Source organism: Pseudactinotalea sp. Z1732, from assembly GCF_049724975.1.
Lineage (GTDB): Bacteria > Actinomycetota > Actinomycetes > Actinomycetales > Beutenbergiaceae > CALKWS01.
The window spans coordinates 299,034-319,166 of sequence record NZ_JBMPQC010000001.1 but is presented as its reverse complement, the minus strand read 5'-3'; the positions used below and the strand labels follow the sequence as shown (position 1 = coordinate 319,166).

Genomic DNA, 20,133 nt, shown 5'->3' with positions numbered 1-20,133 from the left:
AGCCCACACGCAAGGAGTTGCATTCATGGCACGTGTCGTCGTCGAGGTCATGCCCAAACCGGAGATCCTGGACCCGCAGGGCAAGGCCGTGGCCGGGGCGTTGTCCCGGGTCGGCATCGACGGCTTCAGCGGTGTGCGCCAGGGCAAGCGGTTCGAACTCGAGGTGGACGGTGAGGTCACCGAGGACATCCTGGCCCGGGCCCGCACCGCCGCCACGGACATGCTGTCCAACCCGGTGATCGAGGACGTGGTCTCGGTGCATGTGCTGGAGCAGGACTGATGGGCCGCATCGGCGTCGTCACGTTCCCGGGAAGTCTCGATGATCGCGACGCCGCCCGGGCGGTCCGCCTGGCCGGCGGGGAGCCGGTGCGGTTGTGGCACGGCGACGACGACCTGGCCGGGGTGGACGCGGTGGTGCTGCCCGGGGGGTTCTCCTACGGGGACTACCTACGCGCCGGGGCGATCTCCCGGTTCGCGCCCTTGATGGGTTCGGTGATCGACGGGGCCCGGGCCGGGCTGCCGGTGCTGGGCATCTGCAACGGCTTCCAGATCCTGTGCGAGGCGCACCTGTTGGCCGGGGCGATGGTGAAGAACACCGACCTGACGTTCCTGTGCCGGGATCAGCGGCTGCGGGTGGAGAACACCAACACCGCGTGGACCTCCACGTTCAGCCCGGGCGCGGAGATCACCGTGCCGCTGAAGAACCAGGACGGACAGTTCATCGCCGACGAGGCCACCCTGGATGAGCTCGAGGGCGAGGGCCGGGTGGTGTTCCGCTACCTCGGCAACCCGAACGGGTCCCGGCGCGACATCGCCGGCATCACCAACGCCCGCGGGAACGTGGTGGGCCTGATGCCCCACCCCGAGCACGCGGTGGAGGATGGGTTCGGGCCGGGCACCGACGGGCTGGGGTTGTTCACCTCCGCGCTGTCGGGGCTGCTGGAGACTGCCTGAGTGGGGCACGCACAGACCACCGGTGCGCCCGGCGACGGCTTCGGCGATGACTCCGGCGGTGCCGACCTGCCCGAGGTGCACATGTGGACCGACGGGGCGTGCAAGGGCAACCCCGGCATCGGCGGGTGGGGCGTGCTGATGCGCTCCGGACCGCACTCGAGGGAACTCCGGGGCAGCGAGCCGGTGACCACCAACAACCAGATGGAACTGACCGCGGTGATCGAGGGACTCTCGGCGCTGAAGACCACGTGCCGGGTGCACCTGCACGTCGACTCGGTCTACGTGATGAAGGGCATGCAGGAGTGGATCGCCGGTTGGAAGCGCAACGGCTGGCGGACCGCGGCGAAGAAGCCGGTGAAGAACTCCGAGTTGTGGCGCGCCCTGGATGAGCAGGTGGCCCGCCACCAGGTGCGCTGGATCTGGGTGAAGGGCCACTCCGGCGACCCGGGCAACGAACGTGCCGACGAGTTGGCGAACCTGGCGATCGAGGACCTGCGCGCACAGTCCGGCGCCTGACCGCCGGCAGCCGACAGCCACGTCCGGACGCGCGCCGGACTCAGGGTCTGATGCTCGCTCGATGGCTGTCGGCCGCGAGCCAGATCGTCCGGGCGGCGACCATGCCCAGGTCGGTCCGCTCCGCCGGCTTGTCGTCCCCGCCCGCCGCGCGGAGCGGCTCAGCCACGATCCGCATCACCCCGGCGCCCTCCTGCCGGTCGTGCACCCGCAGGTGGGTGCCGACCTCGATGCCGTGCCCGGTCAGGTAGCGCAGTACCGCCGGGTCGTCGTCGCTGATGCGCGCGATCGTTCCGCATGCGCCGGACTCCACCTCCGAGAGCATCCGGGCGCTGGTGGCCACCATCACCCCGTCCCGGTCCGGGATCGCGTCCCCGTGCGGATCGTGGGTGGGAAAGCCCAGGTCCGCCTCGATGCGTTCGATGAAGGTGTCCGAGGCGGCGTGCTCCAGGTGTTCGGCCTCGTCGTGCACCTCGTCCCAGGAGTAGCCCAGCCGCTCCACCAGGAACGTCTCCAGCAGCCGGTGCCGGCGGGCCATCTGCACCGCGGCGCGGCGCCCCGCCGGGGTCAGTTCCACCCCGCCGTAGGGTTTGTGCGCCACCAGTCCGTCGGCTACGAGTTTGCGCACGTTCCCCGAGGCGGTGGAGGCGGCCACCCCCATCCGCTCGGCGAGTTCGTTCACCGCCACCGGCCCGGGATGCCATTCCTGCACCTTGAAGATGGTGCGCAGGTAGTCCTGCGCCATCCTGGTCAGGGAGTCGATATGCACGGCGGCTCGCTGTCCCAGCGTTCCTCAGCGCACCGACAGTGCCGTGTCCAGGCCCGCCCAGTCCACGTCCCCGGGCACCCGTTCGGCCACCGCGGCCAGCAACCCCAAGCGAGCCTGGCGCAGCTCCTCCTGCGGTGCCATCACCAGGATCGCGTCGAAGAAGGTGTTCACCGAAGCGACCAGGTCGGCCGAGTCGTCGGTGAACCCGGTCAGGGATGACGAGGGCGGGAGCGCGGCCAGCGTGTCCCGCAGCGCGAGCTCGGCCTTCTCGGTGAGCAGGTCCGAGGCCGGTCGGGCCGCTGTGCCCGGCGGCACGATCCGGTTGATGCGCTGCACCACCGCCACCAGGGCGGCGAAGTCGGCCCGGTCCAGCAGGGCGTCCAACTCCGCCAGCGTCTGATCCACCCGGGCCGGGCGGTCCATCGCCGGCCCGACGGCGGTGACCAGCTCGGCGCGGATGCCTTCGTCGCGCAGCAGCTGGGCGAAGCGGGACTCGGCGAACTCCGCGGCGGTCTGCACCTGCTCGGGGCCGGCGGCGACGTCCTGCGCGCGCAACCGGTCGGCCGCAGCCTGCAGCACGGTGCGCAAGGTCAGGGCCTCGACGAAGGGCGCCTGGTGCAGGGAGCGCAGGATCCGCACGATGCCCAGTGCGGCCCGGCGCAACCCGAACGGGTCGGAGGATCCGGTGGCCTTGGCGCCGGTGGCCAGCAGACCCACCAACAGATCCGCTCGGTCGGCGAGCGCCAGTAGCACCCCGGGCACGGTTTCCGGGGTGGCATCGGCGCTGGTGCGCGGCTGCTCGGTCTCGACCAGTGCGGTGGCCACCGCCTCGGACTCCCCGGTGCGCCGGGCGTACTCCCCGGCCACGAACCCGGCCAGGGAACTCATCTCGATCACCATCTGGGTGGCCAGGTCGAACTTGATGAGTTCACCGGCTCGGTTCAGCGTGGTCCGGTCCGCATCGGTCACGTGCACGAGCTGGCCCAGCACCGTGGCCACGTCGGCGATCCGGCGGGCGCGCAGGCCCACCGAGCCGAGACCGTCGGCGAAGGTGAGTTTGTCGAGCCCGGGGACGAAGGCGTCCAGGTCGCCCGACTCCAGATCGGTGTTCCAGAAGAACAGGGCGTCCTCGTAGCGGGCGCGCAGCACCGACTCGTTCCCGCGGGCCACTGCGGCCTCATCGCAGGCGCCGTTGGCCATGGTGATGAAGTGTGGCAGCAGCGCTCCGTCGGCGTCGCGCACCGGTAGGTACCGCTGGTGGGTCGCCATCACGGTGGTGAGTACCTGCTCGGGCAACTCCAGGTAGCGGGCCGCGAAGTCCCCTCGGATCCCCACCGGGGTCTCCACCAGGTTCGCGATCTCGGCTACCAGTCCCGCCGTCGCCTCGGCATCGATGTGCCCACCGACCTCGGCAGCCAATTCCTGGGCCCGGGCGAGCACCTGCTCGCGCCGCCGGGTCACCGAGAGCTCGATGCCACGCTCGGCCAGCGCTGGGCGCAACTCCTCGGCGCTCGCGATATCGACGGCGGGCTGGACATCGAGCCGGTGCACGTGCGTGGTGCGCCCGGCCACCAGGCGCGAGGCCGCGGCCGGCACCACCACGGGCCCCCACAGCGCCACCAGCCAGCGGATCGCGCGGGAGTAACTCAGCTCCGGGTCGGACCAGCGCATGTTCTTGTCCGCCCGCAGCCCGGTGACCACCTGGGTGACCAGAGGCCCGAGCACGTCCAGCACCCCGCGTCCGGGCACGTTCACCCGCACCGCGGCGTGGGTGTTCCCCCCGATCTCGGCCTCCTGCACGTCGGCCGGCTCCACCCCCTGGCCGCGCATGAATCCTCGCAGCGCCTTGGACGGGGCGCCGGAGTCATCGAAGGCGGCGGCCCACTTGGGCCCCTTACGCCACTGCACGGCGTCGGCCTCACGGGCAGCGACGTCGTCGACCGTCACCACGATCCGGCGCGGGGTGGCATCCACGTGCACGTCCCCGTGCTCCAGGCGGGAGGCGCCCAGCGCCTCCCGCACCGCGGCTCCGACCGCCTCGACCGACTCATCCACCACGTTCGGGGGCAGCTCCTCCACCCCGATCTCGAGGGCGAACACCTGCGCCTGCGCGGGCAGTGCCTCCTGGTCGACGGCAGGCAGCTGAACCGGATCAGGCGCGGTGTCCTTCAGCAGCGGGAAGCCCAACTCCTCACGCCGGTCCACCCACAGTGCCGAGATCTCCCGGGCCAGGCGGCGCATGGTGCCGAAGGCCTTGGCGCGCTCGGTGGTGGAGATCGCTCCGCGCGCGTCCAACACGTTGAAGGCGTGGGAGGACTTCAGCAGGTAGGTGTGCCCGGGCACCGGCAGGCGCGCCTCGATCATCCGCTTGGCCTCGGACACGTAGTGCTCGTACAGCGACTGGTTCGTGGCCACGTCGGCCTCGTCGAGGTAGTACCGGGACATCTCGTACTCGGTCTGCCCGAACGCCTCGCCGTAGCTGATGCCGGGGGCGTAGGCGAGGTCGGCGAAGTGGTCCACGCCCTGCACCGCCATCAGGATCCGCTCCAGCCCGTAGGTAAGTTCCACCGGTACCGGGTCCAGGTTCTGCCCGCCGACCTGCTGGAAGTAGGTGAACTGGGTGATCTCCAGTCCGTCCAACCACACCTCCCAGCCCAGTCCCCAGGCGCCGATCGCGGGCTGTTGCCAGTTGTCCTCCACGAACCGCACGTCGTGGGCGCGCAGGTCGATGCCAAGCGCCTCCAGGGAGCCGAGGTAGAGCTCCTGGGGGTTGGCCGGCTCCGGCTTGAGGATCACCTGGAACTGGGTGTGGGTCTGCAACCGGTTCGGGTTCTGCCCGTACCGGGAATCATCCGGGCGAACCGACGGCTCGACGTACGCCACGTTCCACGGCTCGGGACCCAGCACCCGCAGCACGGTGGCCGGGTTCATCGTCCCGGCCCCGACCTCGGTGTTGTACGGCTGCGTGATCAGGCAGCCGTGGGAGGTCCAGTACTCGGTGAGCGCGCGGATCGCGTCTTGCATGGTCAGCACCGCTCTAGGCTACCGAGTCCGCAGCCGCGAGCGGCGCTCACAACCGGAGTCGGCGGTGGACGACCTGCTCAGCCACCTCCCGGAGACTGGATCGGGTGCCCCGGGCGTGACGGCGGATGAGCTCGAATGCCTCGTCCACGCCTGCCCCGTGGGTCTCGGCGATTATGCCTTTGGCCTGCTCGATGACGATCCGCGAGGAGAGGGCCTCCTGAAGTTGGGTGTTTATGGTGCGTTGGCGGTCATAGGCGACGGAGTTGACCAGGTACACCGAAGCGGCATCGGCGAAGATCGTGGCCACGCTCAGGTCCTGATCGCTCCAGCGCCGGTCGACGGCGTAGGCGTTCAGAGCGCCGATCGTGCGGTCCCCGACCTTCATCGGGATGCCGGCAACGGACGTGATGCCCATCTCAACGGCTATCGAGCAGTAGCGGGGCCAGCGATCAGCATGCTCACGCAGGTCGTCGATGGCTACTGTGCTGCGGCAGCGGAATGCCTCCACACACGGTCCGGCCTGCTCATCCTCCTGGTACGTCTCCAGCTCCACCAGGGCGCTGGGATTGGCCGTGGCGAACCGCAGTTCTGCGCCGCGGGCGCTGGAGACGTCGCGGGCGATGGAGACTCCGGCGCCGACCAGGTCCAACTCCTCCTGAACCGTCATGGTCAGGTCATCCAGTGCGTCGGAGATGTCATAGGGCGTCAGCAGAGAACGCAGGAAGCTCGAGAGCGTCGCTAGCACGCCGCGTCCCAATCCTCGGGGGGCACGGTGCAGTACCGTCCGGGCTTGATGCGCGAAGGTTCGGGCTGCGATGACCCATCGATAACTCAGGTACCACATTAGCACCCACCGCTGCACGTGCCCCGATGAGGCGGCTGGCTCACCGTGGCATCGGTTCGAACAAGTCCCACCGCTGCGCCACGTCCAGCAGGAATCGAAGGGTCGCAGGAGGGTCGGTCAAGCGCGGCCGGGACCGGGACGTCTCCACGAGGCGGAGCACCGCGGTCAGGCCGCACGCGTCGATGAACCGCATGTCGCTGGCATCGACCTCAACCAGTAGTCGACAGGCATTCGCCATGAGGACCTCGTGACCCTGGTCGGCCACCAGACAATCCAGGTCACCTCGCAGCCGGATGGTTGCGTGCCCGGACCCGGTCACCGTCAGTTCGATCGCCCCGTGCTCCTGGCTCACCGGATCACCTGCACGACGTCCAGGGTGCCGAGCGCCCGGTGAATCAGTGCCTCGGGTTGCTCGCCGGGAGCGGCGATAGCCAGGGTGACCTGGACGGTAAAGGGGGCCGAACCCTCCATGTGGCGGATCCGGCTCAAGCAACGATGCGTTCGCTCGGTGTAGCGGATCAGGTCCGTCGTCGAGCCCCGCACCAGCAGCCGGACGCGTTCGTCGTGCACGTCGATCCATCCGCACTCAGGGATGTCCGCGCGCAGCCGCTGCGCGATGTCGCGTACGGTCACGGCGACGACCTGCCGCGGAACGCGTTCGGCGCTGAAGTCGGCGGAGGCGTAGATGAGTCCGACGTGCTCGGCGCCGTAGGCGTCGAACTCCCGATGGATCCGGTCGGTGAACGTGGAACTGCCGATCCTGCTGGTCGCTACTCCCATGCCACGCCTCCGGTAGTCCGCTGCCTGATAGGTCAGTAGGTCCACCGGGGTCTGGGGTGGGGATCGCACGTCCTCGAGCGATGCCGTGGTGGCAGGGTAAGCACACCGACGGTGGTTCGCAAGCGCTGGGCGTGCGCCTGCCCGTCCGGGCGGGTGGTCGGTTGCACATGCGCGACCGCCCCGACTGCGGTAGGAACGAAGCGATGAGCACGCCCCTTGAGCACTACGCCCTCCTGTCCGATCTGCGCACCGGACCGCTGGTGTCCCGGGACGGCAGCATCGACTGGCTGTGCCTGCCCAGGTTCGACTCCCCGGCGGTGTTCTCGGCCATCCTGGGCGATGCCGAGGACGGTCGTTGGAAGCTCTCGGTGCCGGACGGGGAGGTGGTCGAGCGGCGATACCTGCCGCAGACGTTCGTCCTGGAGACCGTGTGGCGCAGCCGGACCGGGCGTGTCCGGGTCACCGACTTCCTCCCGCCCAGCACCTCCCAGGGTGACCTGGTGCGCCGGGTGGAGTGTCTGGAGGGGCAGGTCCGGGTGGAGCACGACCTGCGCCTGCGGTTCGACTACGCCCGCGCCACGCCCTGGACCAGGGAGATCGAGCGGGACGGCCAGGAGCGTTGCCTGCTGGCCCTGGCAGGGCCGGACGCGATCCTGATCACCGGCCCGATGCTGCACTGGCCCGGCAACGGCGACGGCGGCGGGGAGGACGACGACGGCAGTGCCGCGTCGGTAGCGGAGCACCCCGGCACGCAGCCGGCGGAGGGCCGGCGCGCCCCACGACTGGTCGGATCGTTCAACCTGGACGCCGGGGACGTACTGGACTGGGACCTGACCTGGTTCAGTTCCTATCGGGACGTGCCGGAGCCACCCGATGCCGACCGGGCCCTGGCCAGCACCGTGCGGTTCTGGACGGACTGGGCCAGCCACTTGCAGGTGGACTCAGACCACCAGGACCTGGTGCTGCGTTCGCTGCTGGTGCTGCGGGCGCTGACCCACCTGGACACCGGCGGGATCGTCGCGGCCCCCACCGCCTCGTTGCCGGAGTACTTCGGTGGCGGGCGCAACTGGGACTACCGCTACACCTGGTTGCGCGACGCCGCCCTGACCATCGAGGTCGCGATCGCGCACGGCTTGACCCGAGGTGCCACGTTGTGGCGGGACTGGTTGCTGCGCGCGGTCGCCGGGGACGCCGATGAGGTCAAGATCATGTATGGGCTGGGCGGGGAACGCGAACTGACCGAGACCGAGTTGGAGCACCTGGACGGATACGAGAACTCCCGCCCGGTGCGCGTGGGTAACGGGGCAGCGGACCAGTACCAGGCGGACGTGGTGGGCGAGGTGATGATCGCACTGCACGAACTGCGCGAAGCCGGCGTGGCCGAGAATGAGTACACCTGGGGCCTGCAGAAGAGCCTGCTGGCCTATTGCGAGGCCAACTTCGACCGGCAGGACCACGGCATCTGGGAGATGCGCGGGGACACCCACTACTTCACTCACGGGCGCGCGATGATGTGGGCGGCGTTCGACCGTGGCCTGCGCGCGGTGGAGGAGCACGGGTACGACGGGCCCGCCGAGCGGTGGCGCGACCTGCGTGATCGGTTGGCGGATGAGATCGAGGAGCACGGCTTCGACGCCGAGTTGAACGCCTACACCCAGACCTATGACAACACCGAGGTGGACGCCTCCCTACTGCAACTGCCCCACACCGGGTACCTCGCCTACGACGACCCACGCATGCTCGGCACGGTCGAGCGGATCGAACAGGATCTGGTCACCTCCGAGGGCCTGGTGTACCGGTACCGGACCGAGGCGGGGATGGACGGGCTCGAGGGCGAGGAGTACCCGTTCGTGATGTGCACCTTCTGGCTGGTGGAGCAGTACGCCAACTCCGGGCGGCTGGACCGCGCTCGGGAGGTGATGGACCACATGGTGGCCCAGGCCAGCGATCTGGGTCTGCTCGCTGAGCAGTACGACCCCGAAACCGGGCGCCAGGCCGGCAACTTCCCCCAGGCATTCAGCCATATGGGCCTGATCCGGGCCGCCGACGCGATCCAGGCCGCCGCGGAGGACCGATGACGACCGCGTACGGATTCCACGCCTCGCACGAGCAGATCTCCCCGGCCCAGTTGCTCCGGGACGTGCAGCGGGCCGAGCGGGCCGGATTCGAGATGGCGATGTGTTCGGACCACTTCGCGCCCTGGTCGGTGCGCCAGCATCACTCCGGATTCGCCTGGGCGTGGCTGGGAGCGGCGCTGGCGACCACCGACTTCGACTTCGGCACCGTCTGTGCACCCGGACAGCGTTACCACCCCGCGATCATCGCCCAGGCCAGCGCCACCCTGGCCCAGATGTTCCCCGGCAGGTTCTGGGTGGCGCTCGGCACCGGACAGAACATGAACGAGCACATCACCGGCGAGGCCTGGCCCGGGAAGGACCACCGCCAGCAGCGGCTGGAAGAGTGCGTCGGCATCATCCGGGCCCTGCACGAAGGTGAGGAGGTCACCCACAGCGGGCACGTCGTCGTCGACCGTGCGCGAATCTACTCCCTGCCCGACACCCCGCCGGACCTGATCGCCCCGGCGCTCAGCCCCGGCACCGCCGCCCGCGGGGCCGGCTGGGCCGATGGGCTCATCACGATCAATGATGACGCCGACTCGGTGCGGCAGATCATCGACGCCTACCGCGGTGCCGGTGGCCTGGGGCCGTTGTCGGTGCAGGTGCACGTGTGCATCGCTGAGTCCATGGTGCAAGCCCGCCGGATCGCCCGGGACCAGTGGCGAAATCATGCCCTGCCGGTGCCGTTGCAGCATGACCTGCCCATCCCGGAATACCTCGACATGGCGGGGGAGCACGTTCCGGATGAGGAGATCGCCGGTGGCGTGATCATCACCGACTCGGTACCGGACCTGGTGGAGCGTCTGCGTGCCTACGAGGACCTGGGCTTCGACCGGATCTATCTGCACCACGTGGCCCAGGACCAGCAACCCTTCCTGGAACTGGCCGAGCAGGAGTTGCTGCCGGCACTGCGGAGCCGCTGAGGCGCTGTGCCCGCGACCTGGTCTTGGGGGCGGTGACGCCGCGGCCGGGAAGTGGGTGATACTGGCGGAGGTATGTCAGAGGCGTCCTTGCACCGCCCCCGGCTGCCCAGGGAGATCTGGGTCCTGGCCGGCGCGGCGTTGCTCATTGCGTTGGGCTACGGCCTGGTGGCCCCGGTGCTGCCACAATTCGCCCGGTCCTTCGATGTGTCCGTGGCTGCGGCGTCCTTCGTGGTCAGCGTGTTCTCCCTGGCCCGGTTGCTGTTCGCCCCTGCCGGAGGCGCGCTCATCACGAAGCTGGGGGAACGGCGTATCTACATGGCCGGGCTGGTCATCGTGGCGATCTCCAGCCTGCTGACCGCCTTCGCGCAGAACTACACCCAGTTGCTCATCTTCCGTGGCCTGGGTGGCATCGGTTCCACGATGTTCACCGTCTCGGCGATGGGGTTGATCGTGCGGCTGGCCCCGCCCACCGCACGCGGACGTGCCTCCTCCACCTACGCCACGGCCTTCCTGCTCGGCAATATCGGGGGCCCGGTGATCGGCGGCTTCCTCGCCGAGTTCGGGCTGCGCGTGCCGTTCGTGGTGTACGCGGTGATGCTGATGTTCGCGGTGGTCGTGGTGTGGCGGCTGCTCCCGGCCACCGGGACCGGCTCGGCCCGCTCCCGCGATGCCAGCCCGCCGATGCAGTTCGGCGAGGCGATCCGGGACAGCGCCTACCGGGCCGCGCTCGCATCCGGATTCGCCAACGGCTGGGCGAACTTCGGGGTGCGGGTGGCGCTGCTGCCGCTGTTCGCCGCCGCCGCCCTGGAGGCCGGGCCCTGGGCAGCCGGGCTGGCGCTGGCGGTGTTCGCGGCCGGGAACGCGGTGGCGCTGAACATCGCAGGCAGGCAGGCCGACGTTCGGGGCCGCAAACCCCTGATCCTCACCGGTATCGCCGTGAGCGGGGCATTCACCGCGGTGCTGGGGCTCTCGGACAACCTTCTGGTGGTGCTCGCCGTCTCGGCACTGGCCGGAGTGGGCGCCGGCCTGCTCAATCCGGCCCAGCAGGCCGCGATCGCCGACATCATCGGGAACCAGCGGTCCGGAGGCAAGGTGCTGGCGGGCTTCCAGATGGCCATGGACACCGGCGCGATCATCGGGCCGGTGCTGGCCGGGGCGCTCGCGGACCAGTTCGGCTTCGGTGCGGCGTTCGGTGTCTCCGGGATGATCATGCTGCTGGCCGGCCTGGGCTGGTTGTTCGCCCGCGAGACCCTGGAACACCCGGAAGGAGGCGAGCCCTCCGACGGCCCGGACCACGGGGGCCCGGGCCACGACGGCCCGGACCCGGGGCCGCGGTAGGAGACCCGGACACTCGGACTCGGACGCTCAGCGCGCCAGGTCCGCCATCACCGTGGCCAGGTCCGACTTGCCCTCGAAACCGATGCCGGGCAGTTCCGGCAAGGTGACATGACCGTCGGTGACCTCGATCCCGTCGGGGAACCCGCCGAAGGGTTGAAAGAGGTCGGGGTAGGCCTCGTTCCCGCCCAGCCCGAGCCCGGCCGCGATGTTCAGGGACATCTGGTGCCCCCCGTGGGGGATGCACCGGGACGGCGACCAGCCGTGCTCGCCCAGCATGTCCAGGATGCGCAGGTACTCCACCAGTCCGTAGGACAGCGCGCAGTCGAACTGCAGCCAGTCGAGGTCGGGTCGCATCCCGCCGTATCGGATCAGGTTCCGGGCATCCTGCACGGAAAAGAGGTTCTCGCCGGTGGCCAGTGGGCCGGAGTAGTCCTTCGCCAACTCCGACTGCAGGGCGTAGTCCAACGGGTCGCCGGCTTCCTCGAACCAGAACAGGTCGAAGTCGGCCATTGCCCGTGCGTAGGCCAAGGCGGTGCGAGTGTCGAAGCGTCCGTTGGCATCGACGGCCAGTCGCTGCCCAGGGCCCAGCACCTCGCTCGCAGCCTCGATGCGGCGTAGGTCCTCATCCAGGCTCGCCCCACCGATCTTCATCTTCACCACGGTGTAGCCACGGTCGAGGTAGGAGCGCATCTCCTCGGCCAGGGCGGTGGTGTCCTTGTCCGGGTAGTAGTAGCCGCCCGCGGCGTAGACGAATACCTCCCGGTCGGCGGTGCCGTTGCCGTAGCGCTGGGCGAGCAGGTCGTACAGCGGCCGTTCGGCGATCTTGGCCACGGCGTCCCAGACGGCCATGTCCAGGGTGCCCACCGCAACGGAGCGTTCGCCGTGCCCGCCGGGCTTCTCGTTGGCCATCAGGATCTTCCAGATCTTGTGCGGATCGAGGTTCGTCCCTGCCTCGTCCACCAGGTCGACTGGGTCGGCGGCCTGCAACCGGGGGATGAATCGCTCGCCCAGAAGGGCGCCCTGGCCGTAGCGGCCGTTGGAGTTGAAGCCGAAGCCCACCACCGGCTTGCCCTCGCGCATCACGTCGGTGATGACCGCGACCAGACTCAACGTCATCGTGGAGAAGTCGATAAAGGCGTTGCGGATCGGTGAGGAGATCGGAAAGGTCCGCTCGCGGACGTCGACGATTCGCACGGGGTTCCCTTGTCGTTGGCTGGCTCAGGTCCACCTATTCTCGCCCGCGGTCCGGCCGGCCGTGGCCGGATTTGCCGTCGTTTGCTCCCCGGGTGCCGGTCCCCGGGCATCCGCTACTCCGCGCTCGCGGGCATCGGCTACTCCGCAACCCCGGAAGTCCGCGCGGTGGTCCGCGCCGAGAAGAGGGTCAGACGCGCTCGAACCGGAGTTCGGTGTCCGGCCCGGTCAGAACCAGTTCATCGCCGTCGGCCTGCACGTCCTGGATCTGCCGCATGGCGGTCAGGAGCTGTGACTCCTGGTCCATCACCTCGGGCGGATCGCACGCCATCATGGTGCTGACGAACTCGGTGGGCCACTGATCGGGCTGCTGGTCCTCCTCGCCCTCGGCGGTGGCTGTTCCGAAGTGGTTGCAGCCGCCGTGGCCGGAGACCTCGAAGCCGTCGACGGTCAGCGTGGGTTCGTGGCCGGAGACCACCTCGATCTCACCGTCGGGGCCGTGACCGGAGACCAAGATCCAGTCGCCGTCGGCCGCGGGGTCGGGGCCCGCCGCCCCACCTGCGGTGTCGCAGGCGGTCAGGGTGAGCGCGACGAGCGCGAACAGTGCCGCGACGGCGCGGCCGGGAAAGCGGTGCATCGGTGGCCCTTCCGTTCAGGAACAGTGGTCGATGCCTTGCCTGTGTCACGTCCCGCCCGGGTGTTGCAGCGGGGCCGTGGCGCATGCGCGGGCACTCCCGCACCGGGTCACGTCCCGCCCGGGTGTTGCAGCGGGGCCCGGATGCGGCAACCGGGCCCCGGTGTTTCAGCTGGGCCCGGGTGGCAGCGGGAGCGGGAGGACCTGCCCGATCCGCTGCCGGGGCCCCCTCAGGGAAGCGGCCGGACCGATCCGGTGAAGTGGACCCGGTCGCTGCCGGCCTTCCAGCCGGCGTAGGTGTAGGTACCGGAATCGGTTCGGGCCTGCCCGAAGGAGACCGTCGAGGGCAGCAGCACCGGCTTGGCGAAGTCGATCTGCCAGGTGAACGCCGGCCCGCGGGCCGGGCCGACCGCCGCCAGTGCCCGCGCCGCGGTGTACATCCCGTGCGCGATGGCCCGCGGGAAACCGAAGGCCCTGGCGCTCAGGGCGGACATGTGGATCGGGTTGCGGTCCCCGGAGACCGCGGCATAGCGCCGTCCGGTCCTGGGCGTCAGGCGCCATACCGCGGTGGCCTCGGGCAGCACGCCCCGGCCGCCGGCGTCGTTCCCACCGGCACCACCACGGGAGTGTCCGCTGCCGGCGGCGCCGGAGTCGCCGTCGTCGACCGCCTCGCCAGAGCCGGTGGAGCCATCCTGGCCGGCCTTCACCGGTTCGGCCAGCGCCAGACCGGGCAACGTGGTGCCCTTGGCCAGGTAGGTCGAGACCCCGCGCCAGGCCACTTCCGGGCCCTCCTGGGCAGCCACCTCCACTACTAGGTCCACCTGGGTGCCGGAGCGGTGCGCGCGCAACCCCTGCGCGCGGGCCTGCACCCGCAGCGTGTCGGTGGTGCTCAGCGGGTGGAACTGCTCCACCCTGTTGGCCACGTGCACCATGCCCAGTACCGGCAGCGGGAAGTCCGCGCGCACCATCAGGTTCATCGCGAGCGGGAAGCCGAGCACGTGCACGTATCCGGCCGGCAGTTCGTCGGTGCCTGCCTCCCCGAGCAGGTGCTGGTACTCGGCCAGGTGTGCGTGGTCCACCGGCACCCGCGGCACCGTGTAGCAGACCTGGGGCAGCGTGGTGGGCGAGGGGCCGCCGGAGAGCATTCCCGGCGCCGCGGCCCGGGCGGTACGCCCCAGGGCACGGGCGTACAACGACCCCAGCGAGGGCACCTGGTCCAGCACCTGCTCGCGCATCAGGCCCCCATCAGGTGCTGTCCGCACACCCGCAGCGTCTGGCCGTTGATGCCGGCGGACTGGGGCGAGGCCAGGAAGGACACGGCCTCGGCCACGTCGACCGGCTTTCCGCCCTGTTGCAGGGAGTTCAACCGTCTGGCGACCTGGCGCTGCAGCGCGGGAATGCGCGCGGTCATCTCGGTCTCGATGAAGCCCGGGGCCACCGCGTTGGCGGTGCCGGAGTGCTCGGCCAGCAGCGGCGCCAGGGACCGGGTCATCCCGATCACCCCGGCCTTGGTGAAGGCGTAGTTGCTCTGCCCGCGGTTCCCGGCGATCCCGGAGGTGGAGGCCAGGGAGATGATCCGCAGGCCATCGGGTGACAGGTCCGGGGTGGCAAGCAGGGCCTCGTTCATCTGCGCCTGCGCGCGCAGGTTCACCGCCACCACCGACCGCCAGCGGTCCGGGGTCATGTTCGCCAGCAGTTTGTCCCGGGTGATGCCGGCGTTGTGCACCAGCACGTCCAGGCGTCCGTAGCGCTCACGTACCCGCTCGATCAGCCGGGCCGGGGTCGTCTCGTCGGTGATGTCGGCCTGGATGGCGGTGCCCCCGACCTCGTTCATCACCGAGGCCAGGCTCTCCCCGGCGGCGGGGACGTCCACCCCGACCACCTGGGCGCCCTCACGGTGCAGTACCCGGGCGATCTGCGCCCCGATCCCGCGTGCCGCGCCGGTGACCACCGCGACCTTGCCGGCCAGCGGCTTCGTCCAGTCGGCCGGGAGCGTCCCGGCGTCGCTGCTCACCTGGAGGCCCTGGCCGGAGACGAACGCCGAGCGCGCCGAGAGCAGGAACCGCACCGCTCCGAGCGCGGCGGGTGCGTCCACACCCACCCCATCGCGCAGCACGACGGCGTTGGCGGTGGCTCCGTAGCGCACTTCCTTGGCCACCGAGCGCCACAGACCCTCGACCCCGGCCAGGGCGGCCGCGCGGGCGGGGGAGTCCTGCTCGGTGGCTGCCCGAGTGAGCACCACCACCCGGCCCGAGGGCCCCAGGGCTTTCATCAGCGGACCTGCCTGGTCCACCACCTCGGCGGCGTCTTCGGGTGCGGTCAGTTCGGTGAGCATCAGCACCAGGGCTCCGACGCGGCCGCCGCGCATGGTCCGGCGCACATCCAGTTCCCAGTCCAGCAGGGTGGTGGCCAGGGTGTCGGCGTCGGCTCCGGTGCCCAGCACCACCACCGGTCCGGTGACCAGCGGGGCGTCGATCGACTTCGGGTCGGTGCGACGCAACCTGGCCGGGCGGGGCAGGCCGAACTGCTTGGCGATCTTCTTGGTGAGTCCGGAGTTCACCAGGTTCAGGTAGGTGTCGCTCACGCTGCCTCCAGGATCATCGCCATGGCCTGCCCGCCGGCGGCGCAGACCGAGATCAGGCCGCGAGCCGGCGGGCCCTCGGGGTTGGCCTCGCGGTGCTGGGCGAGCAGGGCGGCCAGGTTGCCCACGATCCGGGCGCCGGTGGCGGCGAACGGGTGTCCGGCGGCGAGGGAGGAGCCGGTCACGTTCAACGTGGCCGGATCCACCTGGCCGGGGCTGGGCACCCCGACCTTGGAGGTGCAGAAGTCCTCATCGGCCCAAGCGGCGCTGGTGGTGGCCACCACGGAGGCGAAGGCCTCATGGATCTCCACGAAGGCGAAGTCCGCCAAGCTCAGTCCGTTGCGGTGCAGCAGGCGCGGTACCGCGTAGGCACCGCCCATCAGCAGCCCGTCCTCGCCGTGGGCGAAGTCCACACTGGCCGTCTCGGCGTCGATCACGTGCGCCAGCACCGGCAGCCCGCGCTCGGCGGCCCACTCCGGTGTGCCGAGCAGCACCGCGGCGGCGCCGTCGGACAGCGGGGTGGAGTTGCCGGCGGTCATCGAGGCCTCGGCGGCGTGCTCACCCTTGGTGCCGAACACGGGCTTGAGGGCGGCGAGCTTGTCCGCGGAGGTGTCCGCGCGCAGCGACTGGTCGCGTACCAGGCCGCGGTAGGGGGTGATCAGGTCGTCGAAGAAGCCCTCCTCGTACGCCTTGGCCAGGTTCTGGTGGGAGGCCAGCGCGATCGCGTCCTGGGCCTCCCGGGTGATCTTCCACTGGCGGGTGGTGATCGCCTGGTGCTCGCCCATGGACAGCCCGGTGCGCGGTTCGTTCACGTTCGGCGCCACCGGGGCCAGGTCGCTGGGGCGGAGCTGTCCCACGAGTTTGAGCCGCTGCGGCACCGTTTTGGCCCGGGACAGCCGCAGCAGCGTCTTGCGCAGGCGGTCGCTGACCACGATCGGGGCGTCGGAGGTGGAGTCCACGCCCGCGGCGATGCCGGAGGTGATCTGGCCCAGGGTGATCTTGTTCGCGATCGCCGCGACCGCCTCCACGGACGTGGCGCAGGCGCGCTGCAGGTCGAAGGCCGGGGTCTGGGGGGACAGCGTGGTGCCGAGCACCGCTTCCCGGGTGAGGTTGAAGTCGCGGGAGTGCTTGAGCACCGCCCCCCCGGCCACGTCGCCCAGGCGTTCGCCCTGCAAGCGGTACCGGGCCACCAGCCCGTCCAGGGCTGCGGTGAGCATGTCCAGGTTGCCGGCGCTGGCGTAGGCGCCGCCGGCCTTGCCGAACGGGATGCGGTTGGCGCCGATGATCGCTGCGCGGTGACGGCCGGCGCCTGGGGCTGCCTCGGCGCCGGAGCCGGCGCCCGGGGAGGTCTGCTTCTGGCCGCGGTTGCTGGTTCGGGGCTTGTCTGCCATGAGTTCCTCTGCGTGGTGGAGTGGACAGAGTCCGGAATGTGTCCGGTACCCACGGTACCTGATACTCTCGGTTGCGTGAGTGACGTCACTGTAACCACCTCTGCGGCCGCCCCGCCAGCGGGCGACGGTCGTTCCACGCGCTGGAACAGCCATCGGGCCCGGCGCCATGATGATCTGTGCCGGTCGGCCCGCCGCGCGGTGCACCATCAGGGTCCGGATCTGTCGATGGATGAGATGGCCGGGGCCATGGGGACCTCCAAGTCCATCGTGTACCGCTACTTCAAGGACAAGGCGGGCCTGCAGGCCGCGGTCGGCGAGATGGTGCTGGCCGAGATGGCCCAGGCGTTCGGTGCGGCGGCAGAGGGTGGGGGGTCGCCCCGGGAACGGCTGCGGGCGATGATCGAGGTGTATGTGTCGATGCTCGCCAGGTCGCCGAACGTGTACCGGTTCGTCACCCAGATCGAGCAGGCCGGCACGATCTCCACCTTCATGGCTCAGGTGCAGCGTTATATCGCACGCCTGCTGCGCCAGGTTCTCGCCGAGTCCGGCTCCGACCTGCGGTTCGCCGTGCCGTGGGCGGCCGGGGTGGTGGGCTTCGTGCGCGGCACCGGGGAGCAGTGGCTCGCAGCGGATGCGGAGCAGCGGTTGGAGCCGCAGGTGCTCATCGATCTCGTCGCCGACTGGATCTGGCTCGGGACCGCCACCGTGCCCGGCGACCCGGCCGACACCAGCGCCCCTAGGCCCAACTAGCCCGCCTACCGTGCACTCGCCTACAGCCCCGCACCCGTTGACCGCCCGTTCAAGCCCCTGACACCCCGCCCGTTCAAGCCCTGACATACCTCTCGCACCGACCCAGACGCCCGGACCGGCGTTGACCCTATGGAGAATTCGATGCCACGCACTTCACGCACCAATGGAACCGGCCCCGAGGTGACCATCGATACCGCGGTGCTGGCGGATCTGCTGGATGGACGCTGGAAGACCCAGCGCCGCGCCATCCGGGATCTGTACACCGACGAACGGTTCGCCCGCGTGCCCGGTCTCAGCATGGCCGAGCACCGCGAGCGCATTCTGGAGCAGTGCCGAGCGCTGGTGGACATCGGCATGCCCCGGCGCGGTTTCCCGGGGGCGGACGGAAGTCGGCCACTGCCCGGGGGCAATGTGGCCGGCTTCGAGGAACTGGCCGTGCACGACCCGTCGTTGCAGATCAAGGCCGGGGTGCAGTGGGGTCTGTTCGGTTCCGCGGTGCTGCACCTGGGCACCGAGTACCACCACGACACGTTCCTGCCGGGCATCGTGGAGCTGGAGGTGCCGGGTTGCTTCGCGATGACCGAGACCGGGCACGGCTCCGACGTCGCCGCGATCAGCACCACGGCCACCTACGACGAGCAGGCGGAGGAGTTCATCATCCACACCCCGTTCGAGGCGGCGTGGAAGAACTACATCGGCAACGCCGCCCTGCACGGGGTGGCCGGCGTGGTGTTCGCACAGTTGATCACCCAGGGCGTCAATCACGGTGTGCACGCCTTCTACGTCCCGTTGCGCACCCGGAACGAGGACGGATCCGCCGGTGAGTTCCTGCCCGGGGTGCGCGGCCGGGACAACGGGCACAAGGGCGGTCTGCTGGGGGTGGACAACGGCATGCTGGCCTTTGACCAGGTGCGCGTTCCGCGCCGGAACCTGTTGAATCGGTACGGCGACGTCGCCGCCGACGGAACCTACACCTCCTCGGTCAGCAGCCCCGGCCGGCGGTTCTTCACCATGCTCGGCACCTTGGTGCAGGGGCGGGTCTCGCTGGGCGGTTCGGCGCTGACGGCGGCGAAGATTTCCTTGGCCACCGCGGTGCGGTACGGCAACCAGCGCCGCCAGTTCACCGGCCCGGATGAGCACGACGAAGTGGTGCTCATGGACTACCAGCGCCACCAGCGCAGGCTACTGCCACGACTGGCGAAGGTCTACGCCGCCCAGTTCATGCACCACCAGCTCTCCGACCGTTACCACGGGGTCTTCTCCGGGGAACACGACACCGACGCCGACCGGCAGGATCTGGAGACCCTGGCTGCGGCCTCCAAGCCCTTGGCCACCTGGCTGGCGCTGGACGTGATCCAGACCAGCAGGGAGGCCTGTGGCGGCGCCGGGTACATGGCGGAGAACCGGTTCACCGGCCTGCACGCGGATTTCGATGTCTACGTGACATTCGAGGGCGACAACAACGTGCTGCTGCAACTGGTGGGTAAGCGCCTGCTCACCGACTTCGGCCGGGAGATGGCCAAGATGGATGTGGCCGGTGCAGTGCGGTACGTGGCCGATCAGGCTGCGGACATGACCTTGCACCGCACGCCGCTGCGCCGGGTGCAGCAGTCCATCCGGGACTGGGGTTCCAAGGCGCGTTCGGCCACCGAACTGCGCGACCCCGATATGCAGCGGGAACTGCTGGAGGATCGCGTGGAGTCACTCGTGGAGCGGGTGGCGATGGAGTTGAAGGATACCCGTGAGGCCGATGCGGCCACCGCGTTCGAACTGTTCAACGCCCACCAGGACGAACTGATCCAGGCCGCCCGTGCCCACGGTGAACTTCTGCAGTGGGAGGCCTTCACTGAGGCGTTGGCCGGGATCGCCGACCCCGGCACGAAGAAGGTGCTGACCTGGTTGCGTGATCTGTTCGGCCTGACGCTGATCGAGGAGAACCTGGACTGGTACCTGCTCAACGGCCGCATCTCCACCCAACGGGCCCGCACCGTGACCTCCTACATCAACCGCCTCCTGCCGCGGTTGCGCGCCTATGCCGGCGACCTGGTGGAGTCGTTCGGGTACAGCCCGGAGATGATCGGCGCCCCGATCGGAACCGATGCCGAGGGCAGGCGTCAGGAGGAGGCACGTGACTACTACCGCGCCCAGCGGGCCAGTGGCTCCGAGCCCACACTGGAGAAGCACGTGCCCCGTGGATCGGTCACCGACAAGGAACTGACCACCGCTTGATGGACGCGCTTGAAACCTGACCCACAGATCGTCCACAGCCGGTTCCGCAAGGCTGTCTGGCCTGCACGCAAGTGCCGTGGTCGTCGGGGGTCTGC

At 69.9% G+C, this 20,133-nt stretch carries 18 protein-coding genes; 8 read left to right on the top strand and 10 right to left on the bottom strand.

The features are described 5' to 3' along the window. Positions 1–25: 25 nt before the first annotated feature. The 3 genes from purS (at position 26) to rnhA (ending at position 1,470) form a co-directional block, all read left to right on the top strand. Positions 26–280, top strand: coding sequence for a phosphoribosylformylglycinamidine synthase subunit PurS (gene purS / locus ACPL7H_RS01540; protein ID WP_424789409.1), 255 nt, complete (start codon positions 26–28; stop codon positions 278–280). Next, positions 280–954: a phosphoribosylformylglycinamidine synthase subunit PurQ gene (purQ, locus tag ACPL7H_RS01535; protein WP_424795405.1), complete on the top strand. Its 675-nt coding sequence runs from the start codon at positions 280–282 to the stop codon at positions 952–954. The genes purS and purQ overlap by 1 nt, the downstream gene beginning before the upstream one ends. Positions 955–1,035: 81 nt before the next feature. After that, a complete protein-coding gene (gene rnhA / locus ACPL7H_RS01530; RefSeq protein WP_424795785.1) occupies positions 1,036–1,470 on the top strand; it encodes a ribonuclease HI in 435 nt (144 codons plus the stop codon). Between the two features lie 40 nt (positions 1,471–1,510). Here the strand turns inward: rnhA and ACPL7H_RS01525 are convergent, their stop codons facing one another. The 5 genes from ACPL7H_RS01525 to ACPL7H_RS01505 form a co-directional block, all read right to left on the bottom strand. Then, positions 1,511–2,236: a metal-dependent transcriptional regulator gene (locus ACPL7H_RS01525; protein ID WP_424795404.1), complete on the bottom strand. Its 726-nt coding sequence runs from the start codon at positions 2,234–2,236 to the stop codon at positions 1,511–1,513. 24 nt (positions 2,237–2,260) lie between these two features. Continuing rightward, positions 2,261–5,260: a glycine--tRNA ligase gene (locus ACPL7H_RS01520; protein ID WP_424795784.1), complete on the bottom strand. Its 3,000-nt coding sequence runs from the start codon at positions 5,258–5,260 to the stop codon at positions 2,261–2,263. 46 nt (positions 5,261–5,306) lie between these two features. After that, the gene (locus ACPL7H_RS01515) at positions 5,307–6,005 is read right to left on the bottom strand and encodes a GAF and ANTAR domain-containing protein (RefSeq protein ID WP_424795403.1); all 699 of its coding nucleotides are present in this window, start codon (positions 6,003–6,005) and stop codon (positions 5,307–5,309) included. Positions 6,006–6,144: 139 nt separating this feature from the next. After that, positions 6,145–6,456, bottom strand: a complete 312-nt coding sequence (locus ACPL7H_RS01510) for a hypothetical protein (protein WP_424795402.1) — start codon at positions 6,454–6,456, stop codon at positions 6,145–6,147. Beyond that, positions 6,453–6,884, bottom strand: a complete 432-nt coding sequence (locus tag ACPL7H_RS01505) for a hypothetical protein (RefSeq protein ID WP_424795401.1) — start codon at positions 6,882–6,884, stop codon at positions 6,453–6,455. The genes ACPL7H_RS01510 and ACPL7H_RS01505 overlap by 4 nt, the downstream gene beginning before the upstream one ends. 203 nt (positions 6,885–7,087) lie before the next feature. On the opposite strand from ACPL7H_RS01505, the gene ACPL7H_RS01500 reads away from it, so the two are divergent. The 3 genes from ACPL7H_RS01500 (at position 7,088) to ACPL7H_RS01490 (ending at position 11,262) form a co-directional block, all read left to right on the top strand. Further along, positions 7,088–8,962: a glycoside hydrolase family 15 protein gene (locus ACPL7H_RS01500; protein WP_424795400.1), complete on the top strand. Its 1,875-nt coding sequence runs from the start codon at positions 7,088–7,090 to the stop codon at positions 8,960–8,962. Next, positions 8,959–9,924, top strand: coding sequence for a TIGR03885 family FMN-dependent LLM class oxidoreductase (locus ACPL7H_RS01495; protein ID WP_424795399.1), 966 nt, complete (start codon positions 8,959–8,961; stop codon positions 9,922–9,924). The genes ACPL7H_RS01500 and ACPL7H_RS01495 overlap by 4 nt, the downstream gene beginning before the upstream one ends. Before the next feature lie 72 nt (positions 9,925–9,996). Beyond that, positions 9,997–11,262, top strand: coding sequence for an MFS transporter (locus tag ACPL7H_RS01490; protein ID WP_424795398.1), 1,266 nt, complete (start codon positions 9,997–9,999; stop codon positions 11,260–11,262). Positions 11,263–11,289: 27 nt separating this feature from the next. Here the strand turns inward: ACPL7H_RS01490 and ACPL7H_RS01485 are convergent, their stop codons facing one another. From ACPL7H_RS01485 to ACPL7H_RS01465, 5 genes are all read right to left on the bottom strand, one after another. Further along, positions 11,290–12,456 carry a mandelate racemase/muconate lactonizing enzyme family protein gene (locus tag ACPL7H_RS01485; RefSeq protein WP_424795397.1) on the bottom strand — a complete coding sequence of 389 codons (1,167 nt, stop codon included), beginning with the start codon at positions 12,454–12,456 and terminating at the stop codon, positions 11,290–11,292. A 187-nt stretch (positions 12,457–12,643) separates the two neighbouring features. After that, the gene (locus ACPL7H_RS01480) at positions 12,644–13,090 is read right to left on the bottom strand and encodes an META domain-containing protein (RefSeq protein ID WP_424795396.1); all 447 of its coding nucleotides are present in this window, start codon (positions 13,088–13,090) and stop codon (positions 12,644–12,646) included. Between the two features lie 227 nt (positions 13,091–13,317). After that, positions 13,318–14,349 carry a MaoC/PaaZ C-terminal domain-containing protein gene (locus tag ACPL7H_RS01475; RefSeq protein WP_424795395.1) on the bottom strand — a complete coding sequence of 344 codons (1,032 nt, stop codon included), beginning with the start codon at positions 14,347–14,349 and terminating at the stop codon, positions 13,318–13,320. Next, positions 14,322–15,671 (bottom strand): 3-oxoacyl-ACP reductase, encoded by a 1,350-nt coding sequence (locus ACPL7H_RS01470; RefSeq protein WP_424795394.1) that lies wholly within the window; start codon positions 15,669–15,671, stop codon positions 14,322–14,324. The genes ACPL7H_RS01475 and ACPL7H_RS01470 overlap by 28 nt, the downstream gene beginning before the upstream one ends. Beyond that, on the bottom strand, positions 15,668–17,059 hold the full coding sequence (locus ACPL7H_RS01465; RefSeq protein ID WP_424795393.1) for an acetyl-CoA C-acetyltransferase: 1,392 nt from the start codon (positions 17,057–17,059) through the stop codon (positions 15,668–15,670). Before ACPL7H_RS01465 ends, ACPL7H_RS01470 begins: the two co-directional genes overlap by 4 nt. A 75-nt stretch (positions 17,060–17,134) precedes the next feature. On the opposite strand from ACPL7H_RS01465, the gene ACPL7H_RS01460 reads away from it, so the two are divergent. Next, a complete protein-coding gene (locus ACPL7H_RS01460; RefSeq protein ID WP_424795392.1) occupies positions 17,135–17,809 on the top strand; it encodes a TetR/AcrR family transcriptional regulator in 675 nt (224 codons plus the stop codon). Positions 17,810–17,950: 141 nt separating this feature from the next. After that, positions 17,951–20,038 carry an acyl-CoA dehydrogenase gene (locus tag ACPL7H_RS01455; RefSeq protein WP_424795391.1) on the top strand — a complete coding sequence of 696 codons (2,088 nt, stop codon included), beginning with the start codon at positions 17,951–17,953 and terminating at the stop codon, positions 20,036–20,038. Positions 20,039–20,133 lie beyond the last annotated feature (95 nt).

Excerpts from the sequence above, each read along its gene's own strand:
- purS (WP_424789409.1), top strand. The coding sequence starts at position 26 with ATGGCACGTGTCGTCGTCGAGGTCATGCCCAAACCGGAGATCCTGGAC.
- purQ (WP_424795405.1), top strand. The coding sequence starts at position 280 with ATGGGCCGCATCGGCGTCGTCACGTTCCCGGGAAGTCTCGATGATCGC.
- rnhA (WP_424795785.1), top strand. The coding sequence starts at position 1,036 with ATGTGGACCGACGGGGCGTGCAAGGGCAACCCCGGCATCGGCGGGTGG.
- ACPL7H_RS01520 (WP_424795784.1), bottom strand. The coding sequence starts at position 5,260 with ATGCAAGACGCGATCCGCGCGCTCACCGAGTACTGGACCTCCCACGGC.
- ACPL7H_RS01505 (WP_424795401.1), bottom strand. The coding sequence starts at position 6,884 with ATGGGAGTAGCGACCAGCAGGATCGGCAGTTCCACGTTCACCGACCGG.
- ACPL7H_RS01500 (WP_424795400.1), top strand. The coding sequence starts at position 7,088 with ATGAGCACGCCCCTTGAGCACTACGCCCTCCTGTCCGATCTGCGCACC.
- ACPL7H_RS01495 (WP_424795399.1), top strand. The coding sequence starts at position 8,959 with ATGACGACCGCGTACGGATTCCACGCCTCGCACGAGCAGATCTCCCCG.
- ACPL7H_RS01490 (WP_424795398.1), top strand. The coding sequence starts at position 9,997 with ATGTCAGAGGCGTCCTTGCACCGCCCCCGGCTGCCCAGGGAGATCTGG.
- ACPL7H_RS01480 (WP_424795396.1), bottom strand. The coding sequence starts at position 13,090 with ATGCACCGCTTTCCCGGCCGCGCCGTCGCGGCACTGTTCGCGCTCGTC.
- ACPL7H_RS01465 (WP_424795393.1), bottom strand. The coding sequence starts at position 17,059 with ATGGCAGACAAGCCCCGAACCAGCAACCGCGGCCAGAAGCAGACCTCC.
- ACPL7H_RS01455 (WP_424795391.1), top strand. The coding sequence starts at position 17,951 with ATGCCACGCACTTCACGCACCAATGGAACCGGCCCCGAGGTGACCATC.